At 70.9% G+C, this 21,586-nt stretch carries 21 protein-coding genes; 14 read left to right on the forward strand and 7 right to left on the reverse strand.

The window, feature by feature from the left end:
• Positions 1–128 precede the first annotated feature (128 nt).
• The 10 genes from EKG36_RS04215 (at position 129) to EKG36_RS04260 (ending at position 9,997) form a co-directional block, all read left to right on the forward strand.
• Positions 129–1,169, forward strand: coding sequence for a DUF72 domain-containing protein (locus EKG36_RS04215; protein WP_221766049.1), 1,041 nt, complete (start codon positions 129–131; stop codon positions 1,167–1,169).
• Between the two features lie 90 nt (positions 1,170–1,259).
• Positions 1,260–2,105 (forward strand): AAA family ATPase, encoded by an 846-nt coding sequence (locus EKG36_RS04220; protein WP_126481356.1) that lies wholly within the window; start codon positions 1,260–1,262, stop codon positions 2,103–2,105.
• A gap of 3 nt (positions 2,106–2,108) precedes the next feature.
• Positions 2,109–3,287 (forward strand): vWA domain-containing protein, encoded by a 1,179-nt coding sequence (locus tag EKG36_RS04225; RefSeq protein ID WP_126481358.1) that lies wholly within the window; start codon positions 2,109–2,111, stop codon positions 3,285–3,287.
• A gap of 114 nt (positions 3,288–3,401) precedes the next feature.
• Complete coding sequence (locus EKG36_RS04230; protein WP_126481360.1) at positions 3,402–4,046, forward strand: hypothetical protein; 645 nt, start codon at positions 3,402–3,404, stop codon at positions 4,044–4,046.
• Entirely contained in the window at positions 4,043–4,786 is a 744-nt protein-coding gene (locus tag EKG36_RS04235; RefSeq protein WP_126481362.1) for a DUF3307 domain-containing protein, read from the forward strand. Before EKG36_RS04230 ends, EKG36_RS04235 begins: the two co-directional genes overlap by 4 nt.
• A gap of 4 nt (positions 4,787–4,790) precedes the next feature.
• The gene (locus tag EKG36_RS04240) at positions 4,791–5,678 is read left to right on the forward strand and encodes an N-acetylmuramoyl-L-alanine amidase (RefSeq protein WP_185827479.1); all 888 of its coding nucleotides are present in this window, start codon (positions 4,791–4,793) and stop codon (positions 5,676–5,678) included.
• A 235-nt stretch (positions 5,679–5,913) separates the two neighbouring features.
• Positions 5,914–6,510 carry a GNAT family N-acetyltransferase gene (locus tag EKG36_RS04245; protein WP_126481364.1) on the forward strand — a complete coding sequence of 199 codons (597 nt, stop codon included), beginning with the start codon at positions 5,914–5,916 and terminating at the stop codon, positions 6,508–6,510.
• Complete coding sequence (locus tag EKG36_RS04250) at positions 6,507–7,418, forward strand: carbon-nitrogen hydrolase family protein (protein WP_126481366.1); 912 nt, start codon at positions 6,507–6,509, stop codon at positions 7,416–7,418. The genes EKG36_RS04245 and EKG36_RS04250 overlap by 4 nt, the downstream gene beginning before the upstream one ends.
• Positions 7,419–7,611: 193 nt before the next feature.
• A complete protein-coding gene (locus EKG36_RS04255) occupies positions 7,612–9,321 on the forward strand; it encodes a proline--tRNA ligase (RefSeq protein WP_126481368.1) in 1,710 nt (569 codons plus the stop codon).
• Positions 9,302–9,997 (forward strand): lytic transglycosylase domain-containing protein, encoded by a 696-nt coding sequence (locus EKG36_RS04260; protein ID WP_342774432.1) that lies wholly within the window; start codon positions 9,302–9,304, stop codon positions 9,995–9,997. The genes EKG36_RS04255 and EKG36_RS04260 overlap by 20 nt, the downstream gene beginning before the upstream one ends.
• A 144-nt stretch (positions 9,998–10,141) precedes the next feature.
• Here EKG36_RS04260 and ccoM read toward each other — a convergent pair whose 3' ends face one another.
• From ccoM to rfaH, 5 genes are all read right to left on the reverse strand, one after another.
• Positions 10,142–10,264 (reverse strand): cytochrome c oxidase subunit CcoM, encoded by a 123-nt coding sequence (ccoM, locus tag EKG36_RS20890; RefSeq protein WP_281274418.1) that lies wholly within the window; start codon positions 10,262–10,264, stop codon positions 10,142–10,144.
• 155 nt (positions 10,265–10,419) lie between these two features.
• On the reverse strand, positions 10,420–11,613 hold the full coding sequence (locus EKG36_RS04265; RefSeq protein ID WP_126481370.1) for a PqqD family protein: 1,194 nt from the start codon (positions 11,611–11,613) through the stop codon (positions 10,420–10,422).
• Positions 11,613–11,924: a hypothetical protein gene (locus EKG36_RS04270; RefSeq protein WP_126481372.1), complete on the reverse strand. Its 312-nt coding sequence runs from the start codon at positions 11,922–11,924 to the stop codon at positions 11,613–11,615. Before EKG36_RS04270 ends, EKG36_RS04265 begins: the two co-directional genes overlap by 1 nt.
• Positions 11,925–12,059: 135 nt before the next feature.
• Entirely contained in the window at positions 12,060–12,566 is a 507-nt protein-coding gene (locus EKG36_RS04275) for an FKBP-type peptidyl-prolyl cis-trans isomerase (RefSeq protein WP_126481374.1), read from the reverse strand.
• A 27-nt stretch (positions 12,567–12,593) separates the two neighbouring features.
• Positions 12,594–13,136, reverse strand: a complete 543-nt coding sequence (gene rfaH, locus EKG36_RS04280) for a transcription/translation regulatory transformer protein RfaH (protein ID WP_126481376.1) — start codon at positions 13,134–13,136, stop codon at positions 12,594–12,596.
• Positions 13,137–13,302: 166 nt separating this feature from the next.
• On the opposite strand from rfaH, the gene EKG36_RS04285 reads away from it, so the two are divergent.
• Entirely contained in the window at positions 13,303–14,721 is a 1,419-nt protein-coding gene (locus EKG36_RS04285; RefSeq protein WP_126481378.1) for an AmpG family muropeptide MFS transporter, read from the forward strand.
• A 12-nt stretch (positions 14,722–14,733) separates the two neighbouring features.
• On the opposite strand, the gene EKG36_RS04290 is transcribed toward EKG36_RS04285, so the two are convergent.
• On the reverse strand, positions 14,734–16,557 hold the full coding sequence (locus EKG36_RS04290) for an SEC-C metal-binding domain-containing protein (protein WP_126481380.1): 1,824 nt from the start codon (positions 16,555–16,557) through the stop codon (positions 14,734–14,736).
• 63 nt (positions 16,558–16,620) lie between these two features.
• Complete coding sequence (locus EKG36_RS04295; RefSeq protein WP_126481382.1) at positions 16,621–17,865, reverse strand: ABC1 kinase family protein; 1,245 nt, start codon at positions 17,863–17,865, stop codon at positions 16,621–16,623.
• 120 nt (positions 17,866–17,985) lie between these two features.
• Between EKG36_RS04295 and EKG36_RS04300 the strand changes: the two genes are divergently transcribed.
• The 3 genes from EKG36_RS04300 to EKG36_RS04310 all read left to right on the forward strand — a co-directional run bounded on the left by EKG36_RS04300 (position 17,986) and on the right by EKG36_RS04310 (position 21,489).
• The gene (locus EKG36_RS04300) at positions 17,986–19,929 is read left to right on the forward strand and encodes a DNA topoisomerase III (protein WP_126481383.1); all 1,944 of its coding nucleotides are present in this window, start codon (positions 17,986–17,988) and stop codon (positions 19,927–19,929) included.
• Complete coding sequence (locus EKG36_RS04305) at positions 19,926–20,819, forward strand: ketopantoate reductase family protein (RefSeq protein WP_126481385.1); 894 nt, start codon at positions 19,926–19,928, stop codon at positions 20,817–20,819. Before EKG36_RS04300 ends, EKG36_RS04305 begins: the two co-directional genes overlap by 4 nt.
• Before the next feature lie 97 nt (positions 20,820–20,916).
• The gene (locus tag EKG36_RS04310; protein ID WP_185827480.1) at positions 20,917–21,489 is read left to right on the forward strand and encodes a hypothetical protein; all 573 of its coding nucleotides are present in this window, start codon (positions 20,917–20,919) and stop codon (positions 21,487–21,489) included.
• Positions 21,490–21,586: the final 97 nt, after the last annotated feature.

Raw genomic sequence — 21,586 nt, forward strand, 5'->3', positions numbered from 1 at the left:
CTTCGCCATCGCCGGTGGCGGACCCCGCGGCAGCACCCTGACCACTACGTCTCACGCTTCTCACCCCTGGATCCGGCACCCGCTGGCCTGCGATGCCCCCGCTGCGACAATTGACGCGATGGTCGAGGATGCACGTCTCTTCTCTTCGAGCGGGTGGCTGCCAGCCGATCCGTGCCGACTATCACCGGCGCGGCGCGGGCGCCAAAAACACCGTGGCCCTGGCCGAGGCCAGCGGCGTCGACGCCACCCGCCTCACCGAGGTTCTCAGCCGCGGCTTCGCCGATTCCAAGCCGTTCCAGATCCTCACGCCCCGCATTGCCGAGAACGGCTCCAGCGCCGGCTGGCGACGCCGGCGCCTGAGGACCATCCTGAGGCGGCACCCCGCGTCCCGAGAGATCCCGGGCGGGGCGCCAGGAGGCCAGATGAACCCCACGGGCCAGGCACATATCGGCACCTCGGGCTACCAGTACGCTCACTGGCGAGGCGTCTTCTACCCGGACGCCTTGCCCCGTGAGCGCTGGCTCGGCCACTACGCTGAACACTTCGCGACCGTCGAGATCAACAACACCTTCTACCGGCTGCCCGAGGCCACCACCTTTCGCGCCTGGCGCGACGCGGTCCCCGACGGTTTCCGCTTCGCCGTCAAGTTCAGCCGTTTCGGCAGCCACATCAAGAAACTCAAGGATCCCCAGGCCACCATCGGCCACTTCCTGGACGCGGCCGGGCTACTCGGCGACAGGCTGGGCCCGATCCTGGTGCAGCTGCCGGGCCGCTGGCGGGTCAACGCCGAGCGTCTGGACGCCTTCCTCGAGGCCGCCCCGGCCGAGCATCGCTGGGCCCTAGAATTCCGTGACCCCTCCTGGCTGTGCGACGCTGTCTACCGCGTGCTGCAGGCCCATGGCGTCGCCCTCTGCTGGCACGACATGCTCCCCGACCATCCCAGGCGGCTCACCGCCGGCTGGACCTATCTGCGCTTGCACGGCGATCACTACCGGGGCAGCTACTCGCCCCAGTACCTCAGCGCCCTGGCGCAACGGGTTCGCGACCTGGCCGAGGACGGCCACGAGGCTTACGCCTACTTCAACAACGACGAGGCCGGCCATGCGGTCGAGAACGCCCGGCGGCTGCAACGCTACCTCGACCAACGGAGCCCCGGGCTCACGCCTTGAGCCAGCTGCCCGGTGTGAGGACGATTGTCCCGCCGGCGCCCCTTACGTACACTCGTTTGAATTTTCTCGACGACATTCACGAGGCGATCCATGGCATTCGACAGCACTTCCACCTATGTGGCCACCGAGGGCCTCAAGCAGGCGGTGAATGCCGCCGTGACCCTGCAGCGGCCGCTGCTGGTCAAGGGCGAGCCCGGCACCGGCAAGACCCGGCTGGCCGAGGAGCTGGCGGCTTCCCTGGAGACCCGGCTGATCACCTGGCACGTCAAGTCCACCACCAAGGCCGCCCAGGGACTCTACGAGTACGATGCGGTGAGCCGCCTGCGCGACTCCCAGCTGGGCATCGAGGGCGTGGAGGACGTGGCCAACTACATCCGACCGGGCAAGCTCTGGGAGGCCTTCACCGCCGACGAGCGGGTGGTGCTGCTGATCGACGAGGTCGACAAGGCCGACATCGAGTTCCCCAATGACCTGCTTCAGGAACTCGACCGCATGGAGTTCCATGTCTACGAGACCGACGAGACGATCCGCGCTCGCCAGCGCCCGGTGGTGGTGATCACCTCCAACAACGAGAAGGAGCTGCCCGACGCCTTCCTGCGCCGCTGCTTCTTCCACTATATCGAGTTCCCCGATCGCGAGACCATGCAGGCCATCGTCGACGTGCATTTCCCCGGGATTGCCCCGCGGCTGGTCGCCGAGGCCCTCGAGGTGTTCTTCGAACTGCGCGAGGCTCCGGGCCTCAAGAAAAAGCCCTCCACCTCGGAGCTGGTGGACTGGCTGAAGCTGCTGATGGCCGACGACCTGGCCCAGGAGACGCTCCACCAGCGCGATCCGGCCCGGGCCATTCCGCCGCTGGCCGGGGCCCTGGTCAAGAACGAGCAGGACACCGCCCTGCTCGAGCGGCTGGCCTTCATGATGCGCCGGCGGGGGCGCTGAGCGATGTTCATCGGCCTGTTCGAGACCCTGCGCCGCCATGAGGTACCGGTGTCGCTGCGCGAGCTCCTCGACCTCCACGCCGTGGTCGACCAGGGCGTGGTAGTCGCCGACCCAGAGGCGTTCTACCGGGTCGCCCGCACCGTGCTGGTCAAGGACGAGCGCCATTTCGACCGCTTCGACCAGGCCTTCGCCGCCTGGTTCGAGGGCATCGAAAGCCTCGACGCCGCCATCGAGGCGCTGATCCCCGACGACTGGCTACGTCGGGAGTTCGAGAAGCACCTCTCCGAGGAGGAGAAGGCGCGGATCGACTCCCTGGGCGGCCTCGAGCAGCTGATCGAGACCTTCAAGCGGCGCCTGGAGGAGCAGACCGAGCGCCACGCCGGCGGCAACAAGTGGATCGGTACCGGCGGTACCAGCCCCTTCGGCGCCTACGGCTACCACCCCGAGGGCATCCGCATCGGCCAGGACGGCTCGCGCCACCGCCGCGCGGCAAAGGTCTGGGACGAGCGACGCTTCCGCGACTACGACGACGACCGCCAGCTCGGCACCCGCAACCTCAAGATGGCCCTGCGCCGGCTCAGGCGCTTCGCCCGACAGGGCGCCGCCGAGGAGTTCGACGTCGACGCCACCATCCGCGAGACCGCCCGGGATGGTGGCCTGCTCAACGTGCAGATGCGCCCCGAGCGGCACAACGCGGTCAAGGTGCTGCTGCTGCTCGACGTTGGCGGGTCCATGGACGATCACGTGCGCGCCTGCGAGGAGCTGTTCTCCGCGGCCCGCGCGGAGTTCAAGCACCTCGAGCCCTACTACTTCCACAACTGCCCGTACGAGGGGCTATGGCGGGACAATGCCCGGCGCAGCCGGGAGCGCATTCCCACCCTGGACGTGCTCAACACCTACGGCGCCGACTACCAGGTGGTGGTGGTCGGCGACGCTGCCATGTCCCCCTTCGAGGTGACCCACCCCGGCGGCAGCGTCGAGCACTTCAACGAGGAGGCCGGGGCGGTCTGGCTGTCGCGCCTGGTGAGGGCCTTCCCCCGCCTGGCCTGGCTCAACCCCATGCCACGAAGGGCGTGGGAGATCACCCCGTCCACTCGGTTGATCCGCGAGTTGATCGACAACCGCATGTATCCCCTCACGCCGGCCGGGCTGGAAGCGGCCATGGGCGAGCTCGCGCGCTGACTTTAATAGCCTTATTTTGCTATATGGGTTTTTTATAGCCTTTTTGGGCTATTTTATTGATATATACCCATAAAAAGCTATGATTCAGGCGACATCACCGACCGGGAGAGGCCCATGAGGCAGCCCATTGCCGTGCTGACCGGCGACGTCGTCGCATCCCGACGGATCGCCGACACCCCGGCCCTCTACGGGGTGCTCGATGCCACCCTGGAGCGCCTGGCCGACCATTACGGCGGCCGCTTCGAGCGCTACCGGGGGGATGGCTTCCAGCTGGCCCTGCCTGCGGCCTCGGCGGCCCTGGATGCCGCCGTGGCGCTGCGCGCTGCTCTGATCATGCACTCCGACAAGCGGCGCTGGGATGCGCGGGTGGCGGTGGCCGTGGGCGACGACGACTGGCAGGCCGACCGGCCCCTGGCCTCGGCCGACGGGCCGGTGTTCGTGGCCTCCGGCCGGGCGCTGGATGCTTTGGCCGAGGGGGCGGCACACCTCGCTCTGGTCCACCCCGGCTCCCCCCGGGACGCGGCCCTTGACCTGCTGGTCCGCTATGTCGACGAGCTGGTCGATGGCTGGACACGCTGCTCCGCCGAGATCGCCTGGCTGCGCCTGTGGCATGATGAATCCCAGCAGGCCCTGGCCGAGCGCCTGGGCATCCGCCAGCCCAGCGTGCACAAGCGCCTGCGCACCGCGCGCTGGGCGCTGCTGGCCGAGACCCTGGACTTCTTCCGACACCGCCTGGCCACGGAGGGCCCGACCCCATGACCGCCCCGGAACTGGCGACCCTGCTGGGCCTGCTGCTGGCCCACCTGAGCGGCGACTTCCTGCTCCAGCCGCGACGCTGGGTCGACTCCCGACAGCGCCACAAGCGCCGCTCGCGGGCCCTCTACCTGCATGCCGGGTTGCATGGCCTGCTGGTGCTGCTGGTGCTCGGCCTCGCCGGGAGTGCGCCGGGCTTCGCCCTGGCCGGGGCCCTGCTGGTGGCTACCAGCCATGCGCTGATCGACCTGGGCAAGGCCCACCTGGACCCGCGCCGCCTGCGCTGGTTCCTGCTCGACCAGTTGCTGCACCTGGCGGTGCTGCTCGGACTGTGGCTCGCCTGGCTGGGCAGCCTGCGCCCGCTGGCCGAGGCCGCGGGATGGCTGGCCAGCCCGCAGACGCTGACCCTGGCCGGGGCCTACCTGCTGGTGACCCGGCCGATGGCCATCGCCATCGCCCTGGCCATGCGACCCTGGAGCGACGAGGTCACCGACCCGGGCACCCTGGTCGCGGCCGGGGCACGAATCGGCATGCTCGAGCGTTTCCTGGTGCTGACCCTGGTGCTGCTGGACGAGCTGACCGCCGTGGGCTTCCTGCTCACCGCCAAGTCGGTGCTGCGCTTCGGCGATCTGCGCGAGCGTCGCGACCGCAAGCTCACCGAGTACGTGCTGCTGGGCACCCTGCTCAGTGTGTCGGCCACCCTGGCCCTCGGCCTGCTGGTGCGCTCCGCGCCCTGGGGAGGCTGACGCCATGCCCGCGCGCCTGCTGGTCGTGCTGCTGCTGGGCCTGGCGATGAGCGGCTGCGCCCGCCAGGCGGGCATCACCTCCCAGGCCGGCTATGCCGTCGACACCCGCCACCCGGCCCCGTCGCACTCCAGCCGCGTGCACCACCTGGTCCTCCACTACACCGACGCCGACGAGGCCGAGTCCCTGACCATCCTGACCGGCCCGCGGGTCAGTGCCCATTACCTGCTGCCCCGGCCGGCACGCCACCACCGTGGGCAGCCGCTGGTCTACCGGCTGGTGGAGGAGTCGCGGCGCGCCTGGCATGCCGGCGACAGCGCCTGGGCGGGCCGCCGTCATCTCAACGACACCTCGATCGGCATCGAGATCGTCAACCCGGGCCCCGACCGCTCCTTCGCCGCGCTCGAGGCCGGCGAAGCGGTCCGCTGGGCGCCCTTCCCCGACGCCCAGATCGCGGCCCTGATCGCGCTGCTGCGTGACCTGATCGCCCGCCACGACATCGCCGCCACCGATATCCTGTCCCACGCCGAGGTCGCCCCCACCCGCAAGATCGACCCGGGTCCCGCCTTTCCCTGGCGCCGGCTCTTCGCCGCCGGCATCGGCACCTGGCCGGATGTGGCCCGCATCGCCCGCCATCGCCAGGCGCTGGCCGACCGGCCCCCGTCCCTGGCCACCCTGCAGCGGGCGCTGGCGGCCTGGGGCTACGCGGTCACACCCAGCGGCCGCCTCGATGCCGAGACCCGCGGGGCGCTGCGCGCCTTCCAGATGCGCTACCGGCCCGCCGACCATGACGGCGAAGCGGATCTCGACACCGCCGCGCGGCTCTGGGCGCTGCTCGAACAGTACCGGCCCGAGGCGCTGGCAGCGCTCGACGACCGCGACAGCGAGCGCTAACCGCCTGCCCCGCGGGGGAGTGGATCACGTCGTGGCAGTGCAGGGGGGGGCTCAGCGGGATTGCGATAGGCAGGGGGGGGGGGCGGACAGTCGCCGGCCTGGCGGTCATGCTGGCGGGCCGCCGTCCCTGACGGCGAGGTCGCCCTCGGCATGCTGGCCGTCGCCGAGGCGATTGGCGTCATGCCCGCCAGCTGCTAGGGTCCCCGGCGAGCGCCCCGATCCAGGAGACATGCCCATGACGGCCATCACCCTCACCACCCTGCAGGGGCGGGCCATCGCCCCGTACCTCGAAGCCCTGGCGCGGCTGCGCATCGAAGTCTTCCGCGACTACCCCTACCTCTACGACGGCGACCTGGCCTACGAGGCCGAGTACCTGGACCGCTACGCCCGCAACCCGCGCAGCCTCTTCGTGCTGGCCTTCGACGGCGATACCCTGGTGGGCGCCGCCACCGGCCAGCCGCTGGTCGACGAGGTGGACGAGTTCCGCGCCCCCTTCGCAGCCGCCGGCTATCGCCCGGCGAGCGTCTTCTACTACGGCGAGTCGGTGCTGCTGCCCAAGTACCGCGGCCAGGGCATCGGCAAGGCCTTCATGGAAACCCGCGAGACCCACGCCGCGGCGGAGGGATTCGGGGTCGCGGCCTTCTGCGCCGTCGAGCGCCCCGACGACCATCCCCGCCGGCCGGCCGACTATCGGCCGCTGCACGGTTTCTGGAACGCCCGGGGCTATCGCCGCACGCCCTCGCTGTCCACCACCTTCGCCTGGAAGGACCTGGACGAGGCCGAGGAGACTGCCAAGCCGATGGTCTTCTGGCTCAAGGCGCTGGACGCATGAGTCCGGCCCGCGAACGCCCGGTGACGGTGGCCACCGCCCAGTATCCCATCGAGGCCTTCGACGATCTCGACGGCTTCCGCGCCAAGGCGTCGCGCTGGGTCCAGGACGCCGCGAGCCGCGGCGCCGAGCTGCTGGTCTTTCCCGAGTACGGAGCCATGGAGCTGGCGTCGCTGCTGCCCGAGGGCGAGCGCGGCGACCTGGCGACCCAGCTGCACGGCCTGCAGCCGCTGCGCGAGGCCTTCGTCGCGACCTGGCGCTCGCTGGCCGTCGAGCATGGGGTGACCCTGCTGGCCCCTTCGCTGCCCTGGCGCCGGGGCGACGGTCGCTTCGTCAACCGGGCCTGGCTGTTCGGCCCCGAGGGTCGCGCAGGCCACCAGGACAAGCAGGTGATGACCCGCTTCGAGAACGACGACTGGGGCGTGGTCGCCGGCCACGGGCTGAAGGTCTTCGACACCCCGGTGGGCCGGCTGGGCGTGCTGGTCTGCTACGACAGCGAGTTCCCGCTGCTGGCCCGGGCGCTGGTCGAGGCCGGGGCCGAGCTGCTGCTGGTACCCAGCTGCACGGATACCCAGGCCGGCTACCAGCGCGTGCGGCTGAGTGCCCAGGCCCGGGCCATCGAGCAGCAGGTAGCGGTGGTGCACTCTCCCACGGTGGGCGAGGCGCGGTGGTCGCCGGCGGTGGACATCAACATCGGCCGGGCTGGCATCTACACGCCCTGCGACCATGGCTTCCCGCCGGACGGGGTGCTGACCATCGCCGGGGATGCCACCCCGGGCTGGCAGCTGGCCCGCCTGGACCTCTCGCGGATCAACGCCCTGCGGGCCCATGGCCAGGTCAACAACCATGCCGACTGGTCGCACCAGGCCGACCGCCTGGCACCGGGCATCGCCGCCGTGGCACTGGGCTGAGCCGGCCCCGGCGTTTTGCCGCCACTGGCGCTTGCCGTACAATGCCGGACATATCCCGCCACCAGGCGCCTGTCGGACGTACCAGCGATCTTCTGCGACTCCCCCGATGTCTCGCGTCGATCGGTCACACTCGACAAGCCCCCGGCGACCCGACCCGTTTCCCAAGACTCTTGCTCGAGGACACCCCGGACCCATGCGCGCCACGCAACTGTTGATCTCCACCCTGAAGGAAACCCCCGCCGATGCCGAGGTGGTCAGCCACCAGCTGATGCTGCGTGCGGGCATGATCCGCCGCCTGACCTCGGGGCTCTACACCTGGCTGCCGCTGGGCCTCAGGACACTGCGCAAGGTGGAGCGCATCGTCCGCGAGGAGATGGACCGCGCCGGTGCCCAGGAGGTGCTGATGCCCGCCGTCCAGCCGGCGGAACTGTGGCAGGAATCCGGCCGCTGGGAGCAGTATGGCCCCGAGTTGCTGCGCCTCAAGGACCGCCACGAGCGCGACTACTGCGTCGGCCCGACTCACGAGGAGGTCATCACCGACCTGGTACGCAAGGAGATCTCCAGCTACAAGCAGCTGCCGTCGAACTTCTACCAGATCCAGACCAAGTTCCGCGACGAGATCCGCCCGCGCTTCGGGGTGATGCGGTCCCGCGAGTTCCTCATGAAGGACGCCTACTCCTTCCATATCGATGAGGCCTCGCTGATGGAGACCTACCAGGCAATGTACGACGCCTACGTGCGCATCTTCACCCGCCTGGGCCTCGACTTCCGTCCGGTGATCGCCGACAACGGCGCCATCGGCGGGACCGGTTCCCACGAGTTCCACGTGCTGGCCGAGTCCGGCGAGGACGACATCGTCTTCTCCACCGAGTCCGACTATGCCGCCAACATGGAGAAGGCCGAGGCGCTGGCGCCCCAGGGCGAGCGCGCGGCCCCGAGCGAGGAGCTGCGCCTGGTCGACACCCCGGATGCCCGCACCATCGCCGCCCTGGTGGAGCAGCATGGCCTGCCCATCGAGAAGACCATCAAGACGCTGATGGTCCAGGCGGCCGAGGGCGGGCTGATCGCCCTGCTGGTGCGCGGTGACCACGAGCTCAACGAGGTCAAGGCCGAGAACCTGCCCGAGGTCGCCAGCCCGCTGACCATGGCCACCGAGGGGGAGATCCGCGCGGTGGTGGGCGCCGGCCCCGGCTCGCTGGGCCCGGTGAACCTGGACATGCCGGTGGTCATCGACCGCAGCGTGGCGATGATGAGCGACTTCGGCGCCGGCGCCAACGTCGACGGCAAGCACTACTTCGGCATCAACTGGGAGCGTGACGTGGCCCTGCCGAAGGTCGCCGACCTGCGCAACGTGGTCGAGGGCGACCCCTCGCCGGACGGCAAGGGCACCCTGGCGATCAAGCGCGGCATCGAGGTCGGCCATGTCTTCCAGCTCGGCCAGAAGTACTCCGAGGTGATGAACGCCACTGTCCTCGACGCCAACGGCAAGGCCGCGCATCCCTGGATGGGCTGCTATGGTATCGGTGTGACCCGGGTCGTGGCCGCCGCCATCGAACAGAACAACGACGACAGTGGCATCATCTGGCCGGACGCCATCGCCCCCTTCCATGTGACGGTGGTGCCGATGAATGCCCACAAGTCGCAGCGGGTCCGCGAGGAGAGCGAGCGCCTCTATGGGGCACTGCGTGCCGCCGGCTTCGATGTGCTGCTCGACGATCGCGACCTGCGCCCGGGCGTGCGCTTCGCCGACCAGGAACTGATGGGCATTCCCCATCGCCTGGTGGTGGGCGACCGGGGACTGGACAAGGGTGAACTGGAGTACAAGGGACGCCGTGATACCGACGCCACCATGGTACCCGCCGAGGAAATCCTCGACTTCCTGCGTGAGAAGATCGACGCCTGAGGGACGTCGACTGGCCGCCGCCCTGCTGGTGACGGCCTGGCTCGCGAGCCCGCCCGCCCTGGGCCAGGACGAGGCGGGCTTTCTCGCGGCGCTCTCCGCCACGCCGCCGCGCGAGGTGCCCGCCAGTGTCCGGGCCCTGCCCGAGATGCCGGCCTCGCTGCGCACCACCCTGGCCGATGTGCGCCAGACGCCGCGCTCCCCCGCCGAGATCTGGGCGACCCGCCAATGGGTCCGGGACATGACGCCACGCCTGGCGCGCTATGTGGCCGACGGCGATTACCGCCAGGCCCTGCTGGCCCGCATCCACCAGGAGGCGCGTCTCGCGGGACTGGCCCCGGAGCTGGTGCTGGCGGTCATCCAGGTGGAGAGCGCCTTCCGCGCCGACGCCGTGTCCTCGGCCGGGGCCACCGGCCTGATGCAGATCATGCCGTTCTGGATCCGCGAGTTGGGCCTGCCCGCCGACGACCTCAAGGACCCCTGGCGCAACCTGCGCTATGGCTGCACGATCCTCGCCCATTACCTGGCGGTGGAGGACGGCGACCTGACCCGGGCACTGGCCCGCTACAATGGCAGCCTGGGCAAGACCTGGTATCCCGAGCGGGTGATGCACGCCCTGTCGCGGCGCTGGACGCCCACCGGCGGCGACGCCGTGGAGCGGGCCACCGCCCAGCGCTGACGCTCGTCCCGGCCAAGCAACGGGGCCTGGGCAAGACCGGGGACGCCGAGCAGGGCGGCGCCAACCAAAAAAAAGCCGATCCAAGTGGATCGGCCTAGTGGGGGGATATTCCCCCCTCCCCTGACGACTGGTGGAGCGGCTGGCTCAGTGCTTGTGCTTGCCCTTGCGATGGTGGTCGCGAACGATGAACGCGATCCAGCCCCCCATGAAAGCGATCATCATGCCGACGGTGGCCAGTCCGAAGATTACGGCGTCATCCCAGTACATGGTGTGGTCCCCCCGTCTCGATGTGTTGAGTGCACTCTAGCGTGGCAGGGGGGAACGGGAGCTGACCTGAATCAAGTTTGCCGCCGGCCTCGCACCTGGAGGCCGGCGTGACTTGACACAGGTCAGATTCGGGCGTCCCGGAGGCCAGGAGCCCGCTAGGGAGCGTCGGGGGCAATCAGCCCCGTCGCCGCCAGGGTGGCGAAGAGGCACGCCACATCGCGGCCGAGGCGAGCGCGCCCGATGTCAGGGAAGCGCTCGGCCAGCAGCGTCGCCACCTCGGCGCTCGCCAGCGGCTCGAGCCCCAGCAGGCGCCAGATGCCGCCGGCCACGGCGCTGAGCCGGTGAACCCCGCCATGGGTGTCGACCAGGAAGTGTTCCTCGCCCAACGCATACTCCGCCTGCACCGGCAAGCGACGCCAGGCCGCGTCCGGGCCGGCGGCCGACCAAGCGTCTCCCATCGGGGCACTCGGCGCGGGGCTGGGGGCATCCACGATCGCCTGGTCCAGCCCCGCCGCCACCGCCTCCACGGCCGCCATGGGATCGTCGTAGCGCAGCAAGCCGCAGGGCAGGTCGTGCATCATCGGCATCAGCCGCTCGAGCAGGCCCGCGGGCTCATGGTCCTCCCCGGCGAGGCTCTGCCCCAGCAGGTGCAGCAGGCCGTCACCGGGGGGGAGCCGGGTCAGGCTCGCCCCCGGCGTGCCGGGCAGCCGATCCAGCATGACGATGGCGCCGATGGGGCGCGTCTCGCCATGGCCGGCGAGGTGGTCGCCGTCCAGGGCCAGGTAGCGGTAGCGGGCATCCGAGACACCATCATGGTCGGCGATGAAGCGCGCCAGCCCCGGCGGCAGGCCGGGCGGCAGTGGTAGCCGCAGCCGCGGCGCGATGCCCAGCGCCCGGCCCCGGCCGTCGTCGGTCAGCATCAGCACGTCGTCGCCGAAGACCCGGTAGCCGGCGGAGGCGAAGGCCGCACTGAGCAGGCTCTTGCCCGCCCGATGGGTGGCGGGGAACAGCACCAGCCGCCCCCCGACTTCCACGGCGGCACAGTGCAGGCCAACCATCCGGGGCCGGGCCACGAGGAACAGGGGGATGAGGTCGGCGACCAGGCTGCAGGCCGCCGTGGCCGGACCGGGCAGCCGTCGGGGCCGGGACCGCCCCGGCACGGCCTGGTAGTAGCAGTCGGCTTCCCGCCATGCCGCCAGTTGCCGGGACAGCGCCGCCGGCGCCGGCCAGCGGGCCAGTGGCCAACCAGGCATGGCCGTGCGCAGCGCTTCGGCGAGTCGCGGGGCATTCTCCAGTCGCAGGGTCACCCCGAGCCCCGAGGGCTGCAGGACCTCGATGCGCCGTCCCATTACCAGCGGCTGGGATGGCTGTGGCTGTGCCGGCTATGGCTGTGGCGACTGTGCTTCGAGTGCCGCTGGCCGTGATGGTGATGCTGGTGGTGGCGACGGCGGCGATGCTCGCGGTAATCGTCCACATAGCGCCGGTCCCGGGCATCCGGGTGGGTCTCGTAGACGATCCGCCAGCGGCCGTCGTCCCAGTCACCGGCCTGGGCCTGGCCCTGGCTGGAGAGCGTCGGGGCGGCATAGGCGGCGACCCCGACCAGGCCGAGGGCCGCCAGCAGCTTGCGACGGCGCGGGCAGGTGGTGGTGGTCTCGCTCATCGTCGGGCATCCCTGTGTGGCTGAACGATGCCCCTAGCCTATCGCGCCTTCGCCTCGACGCCCCCGCCCCTGCAGCCGTTTCCCCAGAGGCTGCAAATTGCTGGCCCCGTTGTCGCCCGACGACGACGCCGCGTCTCAGGGCAGCTTCTTGTCTTCCACCTCGCTGGCGGCAGTGCCGGGCGGCAGCGGATGGCCCTTGGCCAGCTCCGCGCGGGTGGCCTCGCGGACCTCGAGCACCTCGAGGCGATAGCGCAGGGTGTGGCCGGCGAGCGGGTGGTTGGTGTCGATCAGCACGCTGTCCTCGCGCACCTCGACCACGGTGACGATCTCCGGGCCAGCGTCGCCGGGGGTCTGGAAGCGCATGCCCGGGGCCAGGTCGGGCACCGGGAAGGCGCTGCGGCCGACCTCGCGCACCAGGGCCTCGTCGCGCAGGCCATAGGCCTCCGCCGGCATCAGGGTGACGCTGAGCTCGGCGCCGCTGGCCTGGCCCTCGAGGGCGCACTCCAGCCCGGCCATGATATTGCCGTGGCCATGCAGGTACTCGAGCGGCGTCTGGCGAGCACGCGAGTCGTCGAGGACGTTGCCGTCCTGATCACTGAGCACGTAGTGCAGGCTCACGACCCGCTGCGGGGCGATAGTCATGGGAATCTCCAAAAACGGGGAAAGCAGTCAGTCGCGCCGGCGCAGCTGGGCGACGGGCATCTCGAGGCGCTGCTGCTTGTGCAGCATGTTGAGCAGCACGATGGCGCGCTCCTCGCCCTTGTGGCTGGAGAAGACCGCCTGGAGGTCCTTGAAGGGCCCCTCGGTGATCTCCACCGTCTCGCCGGCACGGAAGTAGACGTTGACCGCGTCCTCGGTGTCCGGGCTGCCATGCTGGCGCAGCGTCTCCACCAGGGCGTCGCTCACCGGCACCGGCAGATCGACGCCGAAGGTGACGAGCTTGAGCACGCCCCGGGTCGAGCGGATCGGCCGCCAGTTGCTGACCAGGCGGTCGAGGCGGATGAACAGGTAGTAGGGGAACAGCGGCTCGCTGACCCACTCGAGCTTGCCGCGCCGCTTCTTCTGGACCTGCAGCACCGGGTGAAAGACCTCGTAGTCCTGATTGCCCAACTGCTCGGCGGCGCGGAAGGACTCGCCGCCCTTGCACTGGATCACGTACCAGCGAGGCACGGCATCGTCGGAATTGTCCAGGCGGATATCGTCGTCACTCATGGCGTTCCTGCTCGAGGTTCTGGCTGGTATCACTGCCGGGGCTCTGCAACAATCGGCACGCGTGCCGCCCGTGTCGCGAGTCGCCCGACCGCGGGGGCAATCTTACCACCGATGGCCTCGGCCCGTGGCCCCGGCCGAGGCGCGTGCCGCAAGGAGAGCTTACGCCATGCCGACCCCTTCCGTGCAGCGCAGTTGGCGTGACGCCCTGTCGATCTACCTGCGGGCGCCGGTCCTGACCATGCTGTTCCTGGGCTTCTCGGCGGGTCTGCCCTTCCTGCTGGTATTCTCCACCCTCTCGGCCTGGCTGCGCAGCGACGGCGTGGAGGTGGCGGCCATCGGCTTCTTCGCCTGGATCGGCATCCTCTACTCGATCAAGTTCTTCTGGGCGCCGGTGGTCGACCGCCTGGCGCTGCCCGGACTGACCCGCGCCTTCGGCCAGCGACGCGGCTGGATGCTGCTGGCCCAGCTGACGATCGCCGCCGGCCTGGTGGGGCTCGCCAGCCTAGACCCGATGAGCCCCCTACCACCGGTCGCCGCCGACCTGGCCTACTTGGCAGGCCTCGACCCGATGAGCCAGCTGCCGCTGGTTGCCGCCTGCGCCCTGCTGGTGGCCTTCGGTTCGGCCACCCAGGACATCGCCATCGACGCCTTCCGCATCGAGTCGGCCCCCGACGACATGCAGGCGGCCATGGCCTCTACCTACATCATCGGCTATCGCGGCGGGTTGATCGCCGCCGGCGCCGGTGCGCTCTACCTCGCCTCGCTGGTCTCCTGGCAGGCCGCCTACCTGAGCATGGCCGCCCTGGTGGGCGTGGGGGTCGTCACGGTGCTGGTGCGCCCGGAACCGGCCCGCCTCGCCCTCACCACCCAGCTGATCCACGAGCCCCGGGTCCGCGCCTTCCTGCGCGCCAGCCGCGGTCGCGCCACCTGGCAGCGGCGCCTCGGCGCCTGGGTCATCGGCGCGGTGGTCTGCCCGTTCACCGACTTCTTCACCCGCCACCGGCGCAAGGCGCTGTGGCTGCTGGTCTTCGTGGCGGTCTTCCGGATCAGCGACCTGGCCATGGCCTCCATGGCCAACCCCCTCTACATCGACCTGGGCTTCAGCCTGGCGACCATCGCCAATGTGACCAACGTTTTCGGCATCGCCATGAGCATCGGCGGGGGGATGCTCGGCGGGCTGCTGGTGGCGCGCTACGGCATCGGGCCGATCCTGGTCCTGGGGGCGGCGGCCACCGCCCTGACCAACCTGCTGTTCGTCGCCCTGTCGATGACCGGGGACAACCTGGCGATGCTGGTGACCACCATCGTCGGCGACAACCTCTCCAACGGCCTGGCCAGCGCGGTATTTATCGCCTTCCTGTCGAGCCTGACCTCGCGGGCCTACACCGCCACCCAGTACGCACTGTTCTCGTCGCTGATGACCCTGCCGGGCAAGTTCCTCAGCGGCTTCGGCGGCCTGATGGTGGCCGGCCAGGGCTATGCCGGCTTCTTCCTGCTGGCCTCGGCGCTGGGGCTGCCGGCCATCGCCCTGGCGATCTGGATCAGCCGCGATCGTTCGCTGGTACCGGCCGCCGAGGCCGCCTGAGAGCCACGGGGCTCACTCCAGCTGCTCGCCGAGCCATCCCAGGGCGCCCGGGGTGGCGCGCCACTGGTCGCGCATCAGGGTACGGTACTGCCAGGCCTCGGCCCGGGAGCCGGGCGAGGCGGTCCCCTGGTTGCCGGGACTCGCCGGCCGCGGATTGTCGGCACACAGCATGGCCAGGGCATGGGGGTTGTGGCGACGGGCCTGGGCCAGGGCCTCGGCGGCCTCGTCGCGCCGGCCGAGACGGAACAGTGCCAGCACCCGTCCCATCAGCATGCCCAGCAGGGCCTCCTGTTCTTCCGGCGCCGCCACGGCACGCTCGCTCAGGGCCAGGGCCTCGCGGTCGCGCCCCTCGCGCAGCAGCTGGTCGAGCACCAGCTCGCGCAGCCCCAGGCTGTCCTCGTCGTCGAGGGTCAACAGGGTCTCGGCGAGCTCTCGCGAATGCTGGCGGGCGCCGCGCTCCATGCCCACCACCAGGGCCAGGCCCGTGCGCAGCAGCACGGCGTTGTCCGCCACCTCCCAGCCCAGGGTCGCCTCGCCGGTGTGGCGGGCCTGGTCCAGCCAGCGTTCGAGGCGGTCGGCCAGGGGCTCGAAGAGGCTCGGCGCCATCCACGGCAGGCTGCCGAAGCGGCTGGTCAGCGCCAGGGCCAGGGACTGCACCACGGCGGGGGCGTCCAGCCATTCCGGGTGGGCACACAGGGCCGGCAGCCACTCCCCGGCCTGGGCCCAGGGATCGCTGTCGAAGCCCATGGGCGCCTCGCCCTCGACCTGGGCCTGGAAGACTGCCTGGAAGGCCGCGAAGAGGGTGTCCTCCCGGGCGCTGCGGTGATAGGCCAGGGCCCCGTCCTCGGCCCGCAGGTCGAGCGGCGGGGCGGTGGGCAGCGCCTCGAGCAGCGCCTGCAGGGAGACCAGTGGCTCCGCCAGGTCCTCCTCGGCGTTGAGCAGCTGTTCGGCGAGGGTGGCCCCGGGGTTCTCCGCCAGGTCGGCGAGGAACTGTAGCTGCTCGGGTTCCAGGTCGCCCTGCCGGGACAGCCGCCGGAACCAGAACCGCGAGCGCTCGGCCGCCTCCGCCTCGTGGCCCTCGTGGAGCAGCAGCATGGCCTCGATGTAGGCCAGGGTGGGCGAGTCGGGCAGCGCCTGCTGGGCGCGCACGAAGGCTGCCCGGGCACTGTCGAGGTCGTCGTTGTCGAGGTGCAGCAGGCAGAGGCGCTCGAGGGCCACGCCGCGCAGGAACAACGGGCCCCGGTCGAGCACCTCGTCGAGGAGCGCCTCGCGCTTGCGATGGAAGCCGCGCTCCTGGTACAGATCGACGAGGATCTCGAAGGCCGGCTCGGCCTGCTCCGGCAGCCGTGACCAGTCGGCGTTCTCGAACAACGACTCGAGGATCTGCTGGGCCCGGCCGCGCTGCCCCGACTCGGCAGCGATCAGGCCCGCCTCGAGCAGCGCCTGGGCCGGCGCCCGGCCACTGGCCAATGCCGCCTTGAGCGTGTCGCCCTTCCAGTCGCGCAGCGACAGCATCCACATCAGGTGCGAGGGGACATGGCCGGGCAGCGTCACGGCGCCGCAGCACTGCTTGGTCTTGCGCCCGGAGTCGCACCAGCAGGGTTCGTTGCGTCCCGGCCGGGCCAGCGCCTCGCAGGCGAAGCCGAGACGCGCCAGGGGCGTCTGCGACCAGAGTTCCGGGGCCAGCGCCTGGGCCAGCGCCAGGTCGCCGCCGACCAGGGCGGGACCTTCGCTGCGCGCCCAGGCCATCAGCGTTGGATAGCGTTCATCTTCACGAATGGCCGTGAGGGCTCCCGAGGCGAACCCCAGCAGCTGTTCCACCCATACCGCCAGCATTGCCGTCTCCACTACCGGAAAACCGTACAGTCTACCAGCCGCCGGGCATGTGGGCAGCCGCTTTCAGGCCAGGGCCCGCGCCATCAGGGGCCTCGCCCGCGCGGCCATGTCGAGGCGGGCGCCGAGGCGCACCAGGTTCCAGTAGTGGCCGTTGAGGGTCCGCGACAGCAGCAGGGTCTCCGCCGGCGGCTGCAGCCGGTCCATGGCCGCCCAGACCCGGGGGCTGAGCTCACGCAGGCGACGGTGCACGCGCACGTCGCCGAAGTCCCGAGGACCGGGGGCGAACAGCGGTGCCACGGCGGCCGCCGCCTCCTGGTAGAGCGCCAGGGGGGCTCCCTCCCCCTGGCGGCCACCCAGGGCCCGCATGGCCGAGTCCATGGCCATGGGATCGGCCGCCAGGGTCGCCTCGAGCAGCCGCAGCATGGCCGCGAGACGCTCGGGGGGGACCGGGATCACCGCCCCCAGATCGTAGATCACCAGCCGCCCCTGGTCGTCGGCGGCGAAGTTGCCGGCATGGGGATCGGCATGCAGTTCCCCGAAGGTGAAGAGTTCCTCGGTGAGCCAGTCGGCCAGGGTCGTGGCGATGCGCTGGCGGGTGGCGTCGTCGCTGGTCTCCAGCTCGCGAAGCGGCGTGCCCGGCACGTAGCGCATGGCCAGTACCCGCGGCCCGCACAACGCCGGCAAGGGCTCGGGAATCACCAGCGACGCGAGGTGGGCATAGCGCGCCCGGTAGCGCACCAGGGCCTTGGCCTCGGCGCGGTAGTCGAGCTCGCCACGCAGGCTGGCCGCCAGCTCCTCGAACAGCGCATCGAGGCGTGCCTGGGGAACCCGCAGCCAGCGACCCAGCCGCATCAGACGGCGCAGCTGGACGAGGTCGTCCTCCAGCACCTGGTCGAGCCCGGGATACTGCACCTTGAGCACCACGGTGTCGCCCTCCCGGGTGACGGCCCGGTGCACCTGGCCCATGGAGGCGCTGGCAAAGGGCCGGGGCTCGACGCTGGCGAAGACCCCGTCCAGGTCGTCGTACTGGGCATCCAGGGTGCGACGGATCTCCGTCCAGGGCATTGGCTCGGCCTGGCGCTGCAGGCGCGCGAGCTCCTCGACCAGTTCAGGGGGCAGCAGGTCGTCCCACTGGGCCATGATCTGGGCCAGCTTCATGGCCGGCCCCTTGAGCTCGGAGAGGCCCTCGAACAGCGCCTCGCCCAGGGCCCGCCAGTCGCTCTGCCCGCCCAGGCGCATCTTCAGCACCGCCCCGCCGGTGCGGGTGCCGAGCCCCAGCAGGCGCCGTGTCCGGCCGCGTTCACGCATGACGTCGTCTCCGCCGATAAACGTTACAGGACTTGTACATCAATAGAGCCATGTTACACCTGGCGAGCGCCGTGGAATACTGTAAGAATCCTCATGACTCCAACGGCCGCACGAGGTCCCATGCGCCTGATCATCGCCGAGAAACCCAGCCTGGCCCGGGCCATCGCCGACGCCCTGCCCGCGCCCAGCCGCCGCGAGGACGGCGCCCTGGTGGCCGGCGAGACCGTGGTCACCTGGTGCCTGGGGCACCTGCTGGAACAGGCCCCGCCCGATGCCTACGACCCGGCCTACAAGCCCTGGCGACTCGACCGGCTGCCGATCCTGCCCGGGCGCTGGAAGCTCACCCCTCGCCCCAAGGCCCGCAGTCAGCTGGCGGTGATCCGCAGGCTGCTGAAACAGGCCGGCGAGGTGGTGCACGCCGGCGACCCCGACCGGGAAGGCCAGCTGCTGGTGCAGGAAGTCATCGAGCACCTGGGCTGGACGGGACCCGTCGCCCGGCTGCTGATCAGCGACCTCAACGCCCCCGCGGTCAAGCGTGCCCTGTCCCGCCTGGAGGACAACGCCCGCTACGCGCCGCTCTTCCGGGCCGCCCAGGCGCGGGCCCGCGCGGACTGGCTCTACGGCATCAACCTGACCCGGGCCTGGACGCTGATCGGCCGCCAGGCCGGTCACGACGGCGTGCTCTCGGTGGGCCGGGTCCAGACGCCGGTGCTCGGCCTGGTGGTCCGCCGTGATGCCGAGATCCGCGACTTCGCGCCTCGCCCCTTCCATGTGCTGTGGGCCGACCTGGCGGTGGCCCGGGGCGGCCTGCGGGCCTGGTGGGTGCCGGGGGAGGCCCATCCCCTGGACGACCAGGGCCGGCTGCTCGCGCGGGCCCCCGCCGACGCCCTGGCCGCGCGACTGCCCGGGGCCGAGGGACGGTTGACCCAGCTGGAGCGCCGCGACAAGCGCCAGGCCGCCCCGCTGCCCTACTCCCTCTCGGCGCTGCAGGTGGATGCCGCCCGCCGGCACGGGCTCTCCGCCAAGGCGGTCCTGGACATCTGCCAGCGCCTCTACGAGCGCCACCAGCTGATCACCTATCCCCGCTCGGACTGCCGCTACCTGCCGGAAGAGCACTGGGCGGGCGCCCGGGCCACCCTGGAAGGCGCCTGCGGCGGCGACCAGACCCTGAGCCGCTGGCTGGCCGGCGCGGATTTCTCCCGCCGCTCCAGGGCCTGGAACGACAAGCATGTCGGCGCCCACCACGCCCTGGCGCCCACTGGCAAGACCGCCGATCCGGACCGGCTGTCCGGCCAGGAGGCGGACGTCTTTCGCCTGATCGCCCGCAATGTCCTCGCCCAGTTCTATCCCGCCCTGTCGACCCGCGAGGTCAAGGCCGAGTTCACCATCCTCGGGGAATGCTTCCGCGCTCGGGGCCAGGAGGTACTGGAGGCCGGCTGGAAGCCGCTGTTCACCACCCGGGAGGAGGTCCCGCCCCTGCCGCCCCTGGACGAGGGCGAGAGCTGCCGCGTCGAGGACGTCGGTGTGGAGGATCGCGAGACGCGTCCCCCCGAGCCCTTCACCGACGCCAGCCTGATCAAGGCGATGATGAACATCGCCCGCTACGTGGATGACCCGGCAATCCGGCGGACCCTGCGCGACTCGGACGGCCTGGGCACCGAGGCCACCCGAGCCGGCATCATCGAGACGCTGCTGGAGCGCGGCTACCTGGCCCGGGAGGGCAAGGCGCTCAAGGCCACCCGCCTGGGCAGCGCCCTGATCGCCTCGCTGCCCGAGGCGGTGGGGCGTCCCGAGCGCACCGCCCAATGGGAGCAGCGCCTGTCGGCCATCGCCGAGGACGGCGCTGCGCCCACACCTTTTCTGGATGGCCTGGTCGCGGACCTGCGCGAGCTGCTGGGACGCGCCGATGCCGATCGCATGCAGCGTGCCCTGGCCGAGGCCCGGGGCGTGGATGCCCGCGTTCCCCGGCGCGGCAAGGCGCAGCGCAAGCCGGCCGGCCGGCGCCAGGGCCAGGCCGGCAAGCGACGCGGTGGCGCCGGCCGTCAGCGGGGCAAGCGCCCGTGAGCCGCCAGCTGATCGTCGGCCCCGGGGCCCTGGGACGCCTGGTGGCGCTGCACCTGGCCGCCCGCGAAGGGGTGATGCTGCTCGGTCGCCGGCCGCTCCCGGCCCGCCAGACGCTGACCACGCCGACGGGCGAGACATGCACCCGCGAGATCCCCTGCCTGACCCTCGACGCCCTCGACCATGCGGTGGGCACCGACGTCGCCATCGTCCACCTTACCACCAAGGCCTACGCCGCCGAGGCGGCCTGCGCCGCCGTCGCCCCCTGGCTGCGGCCGGACACGCCCCTGGTGCTCTGGCAGAACGGCTATGGTGTCCAGGCAACCCTGACCGAACGCTGGACGGGGCCGGTGCTGTGTGCCACCACCACCGAGGGTGCCTTCCTGCAGGGTGACGAGGGCGTGGTGCATGCCGGCCGGGGCCGCACCCTGGTCGGGCATCTCCACGGCGGCCACGGCGCGCTCGCCAGCGAGGTCGCGACCCGGCTCGCCGCGGCCGGCCTGCCGGCCGCCGCCGTGTCCGACATCCGCGTGCGCCTCTGGCACAAGCTGGCAGTGAATGCGGCCATCAACCCCGTGGTGGCACGTTTTCGCATCCGCAACGGCCAGCTGCGCGACCGTCCCTTCCGGCCCATGGTGGACGCCGTGCTCGACGAGCTCGCCGCCGTGATGGCCGCCGAGGACCTGCCACTGCCCGCGGAGGGATTGCCGGGCCTGGTGTGGTCGGTGGTGTCGGGCACCGCCAACAACCGCGCCTCGATGCTGCAGGACGTGCTGCTCGGCCGGCCCACCGAGCACGAGGCGATCCTCGGTCCGCTGCTGACCGCCGGACGCCGCCATGGCCTGGCCACCCCGCAGCTCGCCGCCCTCTATCGCCACTTCGCCGAGAGCTGACCACGACCTGGCAGCCGGCAGTGTCGCCTGCTAGCCTCAAAAGGGATGAAAAGCGGACGGGTCTCCCGTGGGGGGCCGGTCCAAGGTCAGGGTACCCATGAATAACCAAGCGGTATGGCGCCCCCTGGTGGCTGCCATGGCAATGGTCATCGCCATGCCAGGCCTGGCCGGCACCGAACTCCCGGCCTTTTCCGGTCAGGCCACCGACCTCGCCCGACTCGACAACGGCCTGAGCCTGCAGGGCGACGACGTCGTCTCACCCGACGGAGTCACCTCGGGCTTTCGCCTGACCGCCGGCTTCTCTCCCCCCGGGCTGCCCCGGCTCGATCTCGGCGCCGAGGTCAGCTATCGCGAGAGCGACGACGTCCCCGTCTCGGCGGATGGCCAACAACAGATCCTCGACACTACCAGCCTGGGCGGCAGCCTGATGGCCGGCGTCCGCCTGGGCCGGCTCGGCCTGTATGCCAAGTCGGGGCTGGCGGGCTGGCAGGGCGAGGCCGTGACGGGCGTCGACGCCGCCACTGCCGACGGAGGCACGGCGCGGGTCAACGGCTTCGGCGCCCGGCTGCGCATGAGCCGGGTGGTCAGCCAGCTGGAGTACGAGAGCTTCGATGATCCGATGCTCTCGCACCTCAACCTGCTCACCGCCACGGTGCATATTCCCTTCTGAGCGATAAGCTGGAAGCTGGAAGCTGGAAGCTGGAAGCTGGAAGGCAGCTCAAATGAACCCGCCTCCGTGGCAAGGCCACGGAGGCGGTGTTTTTTCC

Source organism: Halomonas nitroreducens (genome assembly GCF_003966155.1).
Taxonomy (GTDB): domain Bacteria; phylum Pseudomonadota; class Gammaproteobacteria; order Pseudomonadales; family Halomonadaceae; genus Halomonas; species Halomonas nitroreducens.

Excerpts from the sequence above, each read along its gene's own strand:
- EKG36_RS04215 (WP_221766049.1), top strand. The coding sequence starts at position 129 with ATGCACGTCTCTTCTCTTCGAGCGGGTGGCTGCCAGCCGATCCGTGCC.
- EKG36_RS04220 (WP_126481356.1), top strand. The coding sequence starts at position 1,260 with ATGGCATTCGACAGCACTTCCACCTATGTGGCCACCGAGGGCCTCAAG.
- EKG36_RS04225 (WP_126481358.1), top strand. The coding sequence starts at position 2,109 with ATGTTCATCGGCCTGTTCGAGACCCTGCGCCGCCATGAGGTACCGGTG.
- EKG36_RS04230 (WP_126481360.1), top strand. The coding sequence starts at position 3,402 with ATGAGGCAGCCCATTGCCGTGCTGACCGGCGACGTCGTCGCATCCCGA.
- EKG36_RS04235 (WP_126481362.1), top strand. The coding sequence starts at position 4,043 with ATGACCGCCCCGGAACTGGCGACCCTGCTGGGCCTGCTGCTGGCCCAC.
- EKG36_RS04240 (WP_185827479.1), top strand. The coding sequence starts at position 4,791 with ATGCCCGCGCGCCTGCTGGTCGTGCTGCTGCTGGGCCTGGCGATGAGC.
- EKG36_RS04245 (WP_126481364.1), top strand. The coding sequence starts at position 5,914 with ATGACGGCCATCACCCTCACCACCCTGCAGGGGCGGGCCATCGCCCCG.
- EKG36_RS04250 (WP_126481366.1), top strand. The coding sequence starts at position 6,507 with ATGAGTCCGGCCCGCGAACGCCCGGTGACGGTGGCCACCGCCCAGTAT.
- EKG36_RS04255 (WP_126481368.1), top strand. The coding sequence starts at position 7,612 with ATGCGCGCCACGCAACTGTTGATCTCCACCCTGAAGGAAACCCCCGCC.
- ccoM (WP_281274418.1), bottom strand. The coding sequence starts at position 10,264 with ATGTACTGGGATGACGCCGTAATCTTCGGACTGGCCACCGTCGGCATG.
- EKG36_RS04265 (WP_126481370.1), bottom strand. The coding sequence starts at position 11,613 with ATGGGACGGCGCATCGAGGTCCTGCAGCCCTCGGGGCTCGGGGTGACC.
- EKG36_RS04270 (WP_126481372.1), bottom strand. The coding sequence starts at position 11,924 with ATGAGCGAGACCACCACCACCTGCCCGCGCCGTCGCAAGCTGCTGGCG.
- EKG36_RS04275 (WP_126481374.1), bottom strand. The coding sequence starts at position 12,566 with ATGACTATCGCCCCGCAGCGGGTCGTGAGCCTGCACTACGTGCTCAGT.
- rfaH (WP_126481376.1), bottom strand. The coding sequence starts at position 13,136 with ATGAGTGACGACGATATCCGCCTGGACAATTCCGACGATGCCGTGCCT.
- EKG36_RS04285 (WP_126481378.1), top strand. The coding sequence starts at position 13,303 with ATGCCGACCCCTTCCGTGCAGCGCAGTTGGCGTGACGCCCTGTCGATC.
- EKG36_RS04290 (WP_126481380.1), bottom strand. The coding sequence starts at position 16,557 with ATGCTGGCGGTATGGGTGGAACAGCTGCTGGGGTTCGCCTCGGGAGCC.
- EKG36_RS04295 (WP_126481382.1), bottom strand. The coding sequence starts at position 17,865 with ATGCGTGAACGCGGCCGGACACGGCGCCTGCTGGGGCTCGGCACCCGC.
- EKG36_RS04300 (WP_126481383.1), top strand. The coding sequence starts at position 17,986 with ATGCGCCTGATCATCGCCGAGAAACCCAGCCTGGCCCGGGCCATCGCC.
- EKG36_RS04310 (WP_185827480.1), top strand. The coding sequence starts at position 20,917 with ATGAATAACCAAGCGGTATGGCGCCCCCTGGTGGCTGCCATGGCAATG.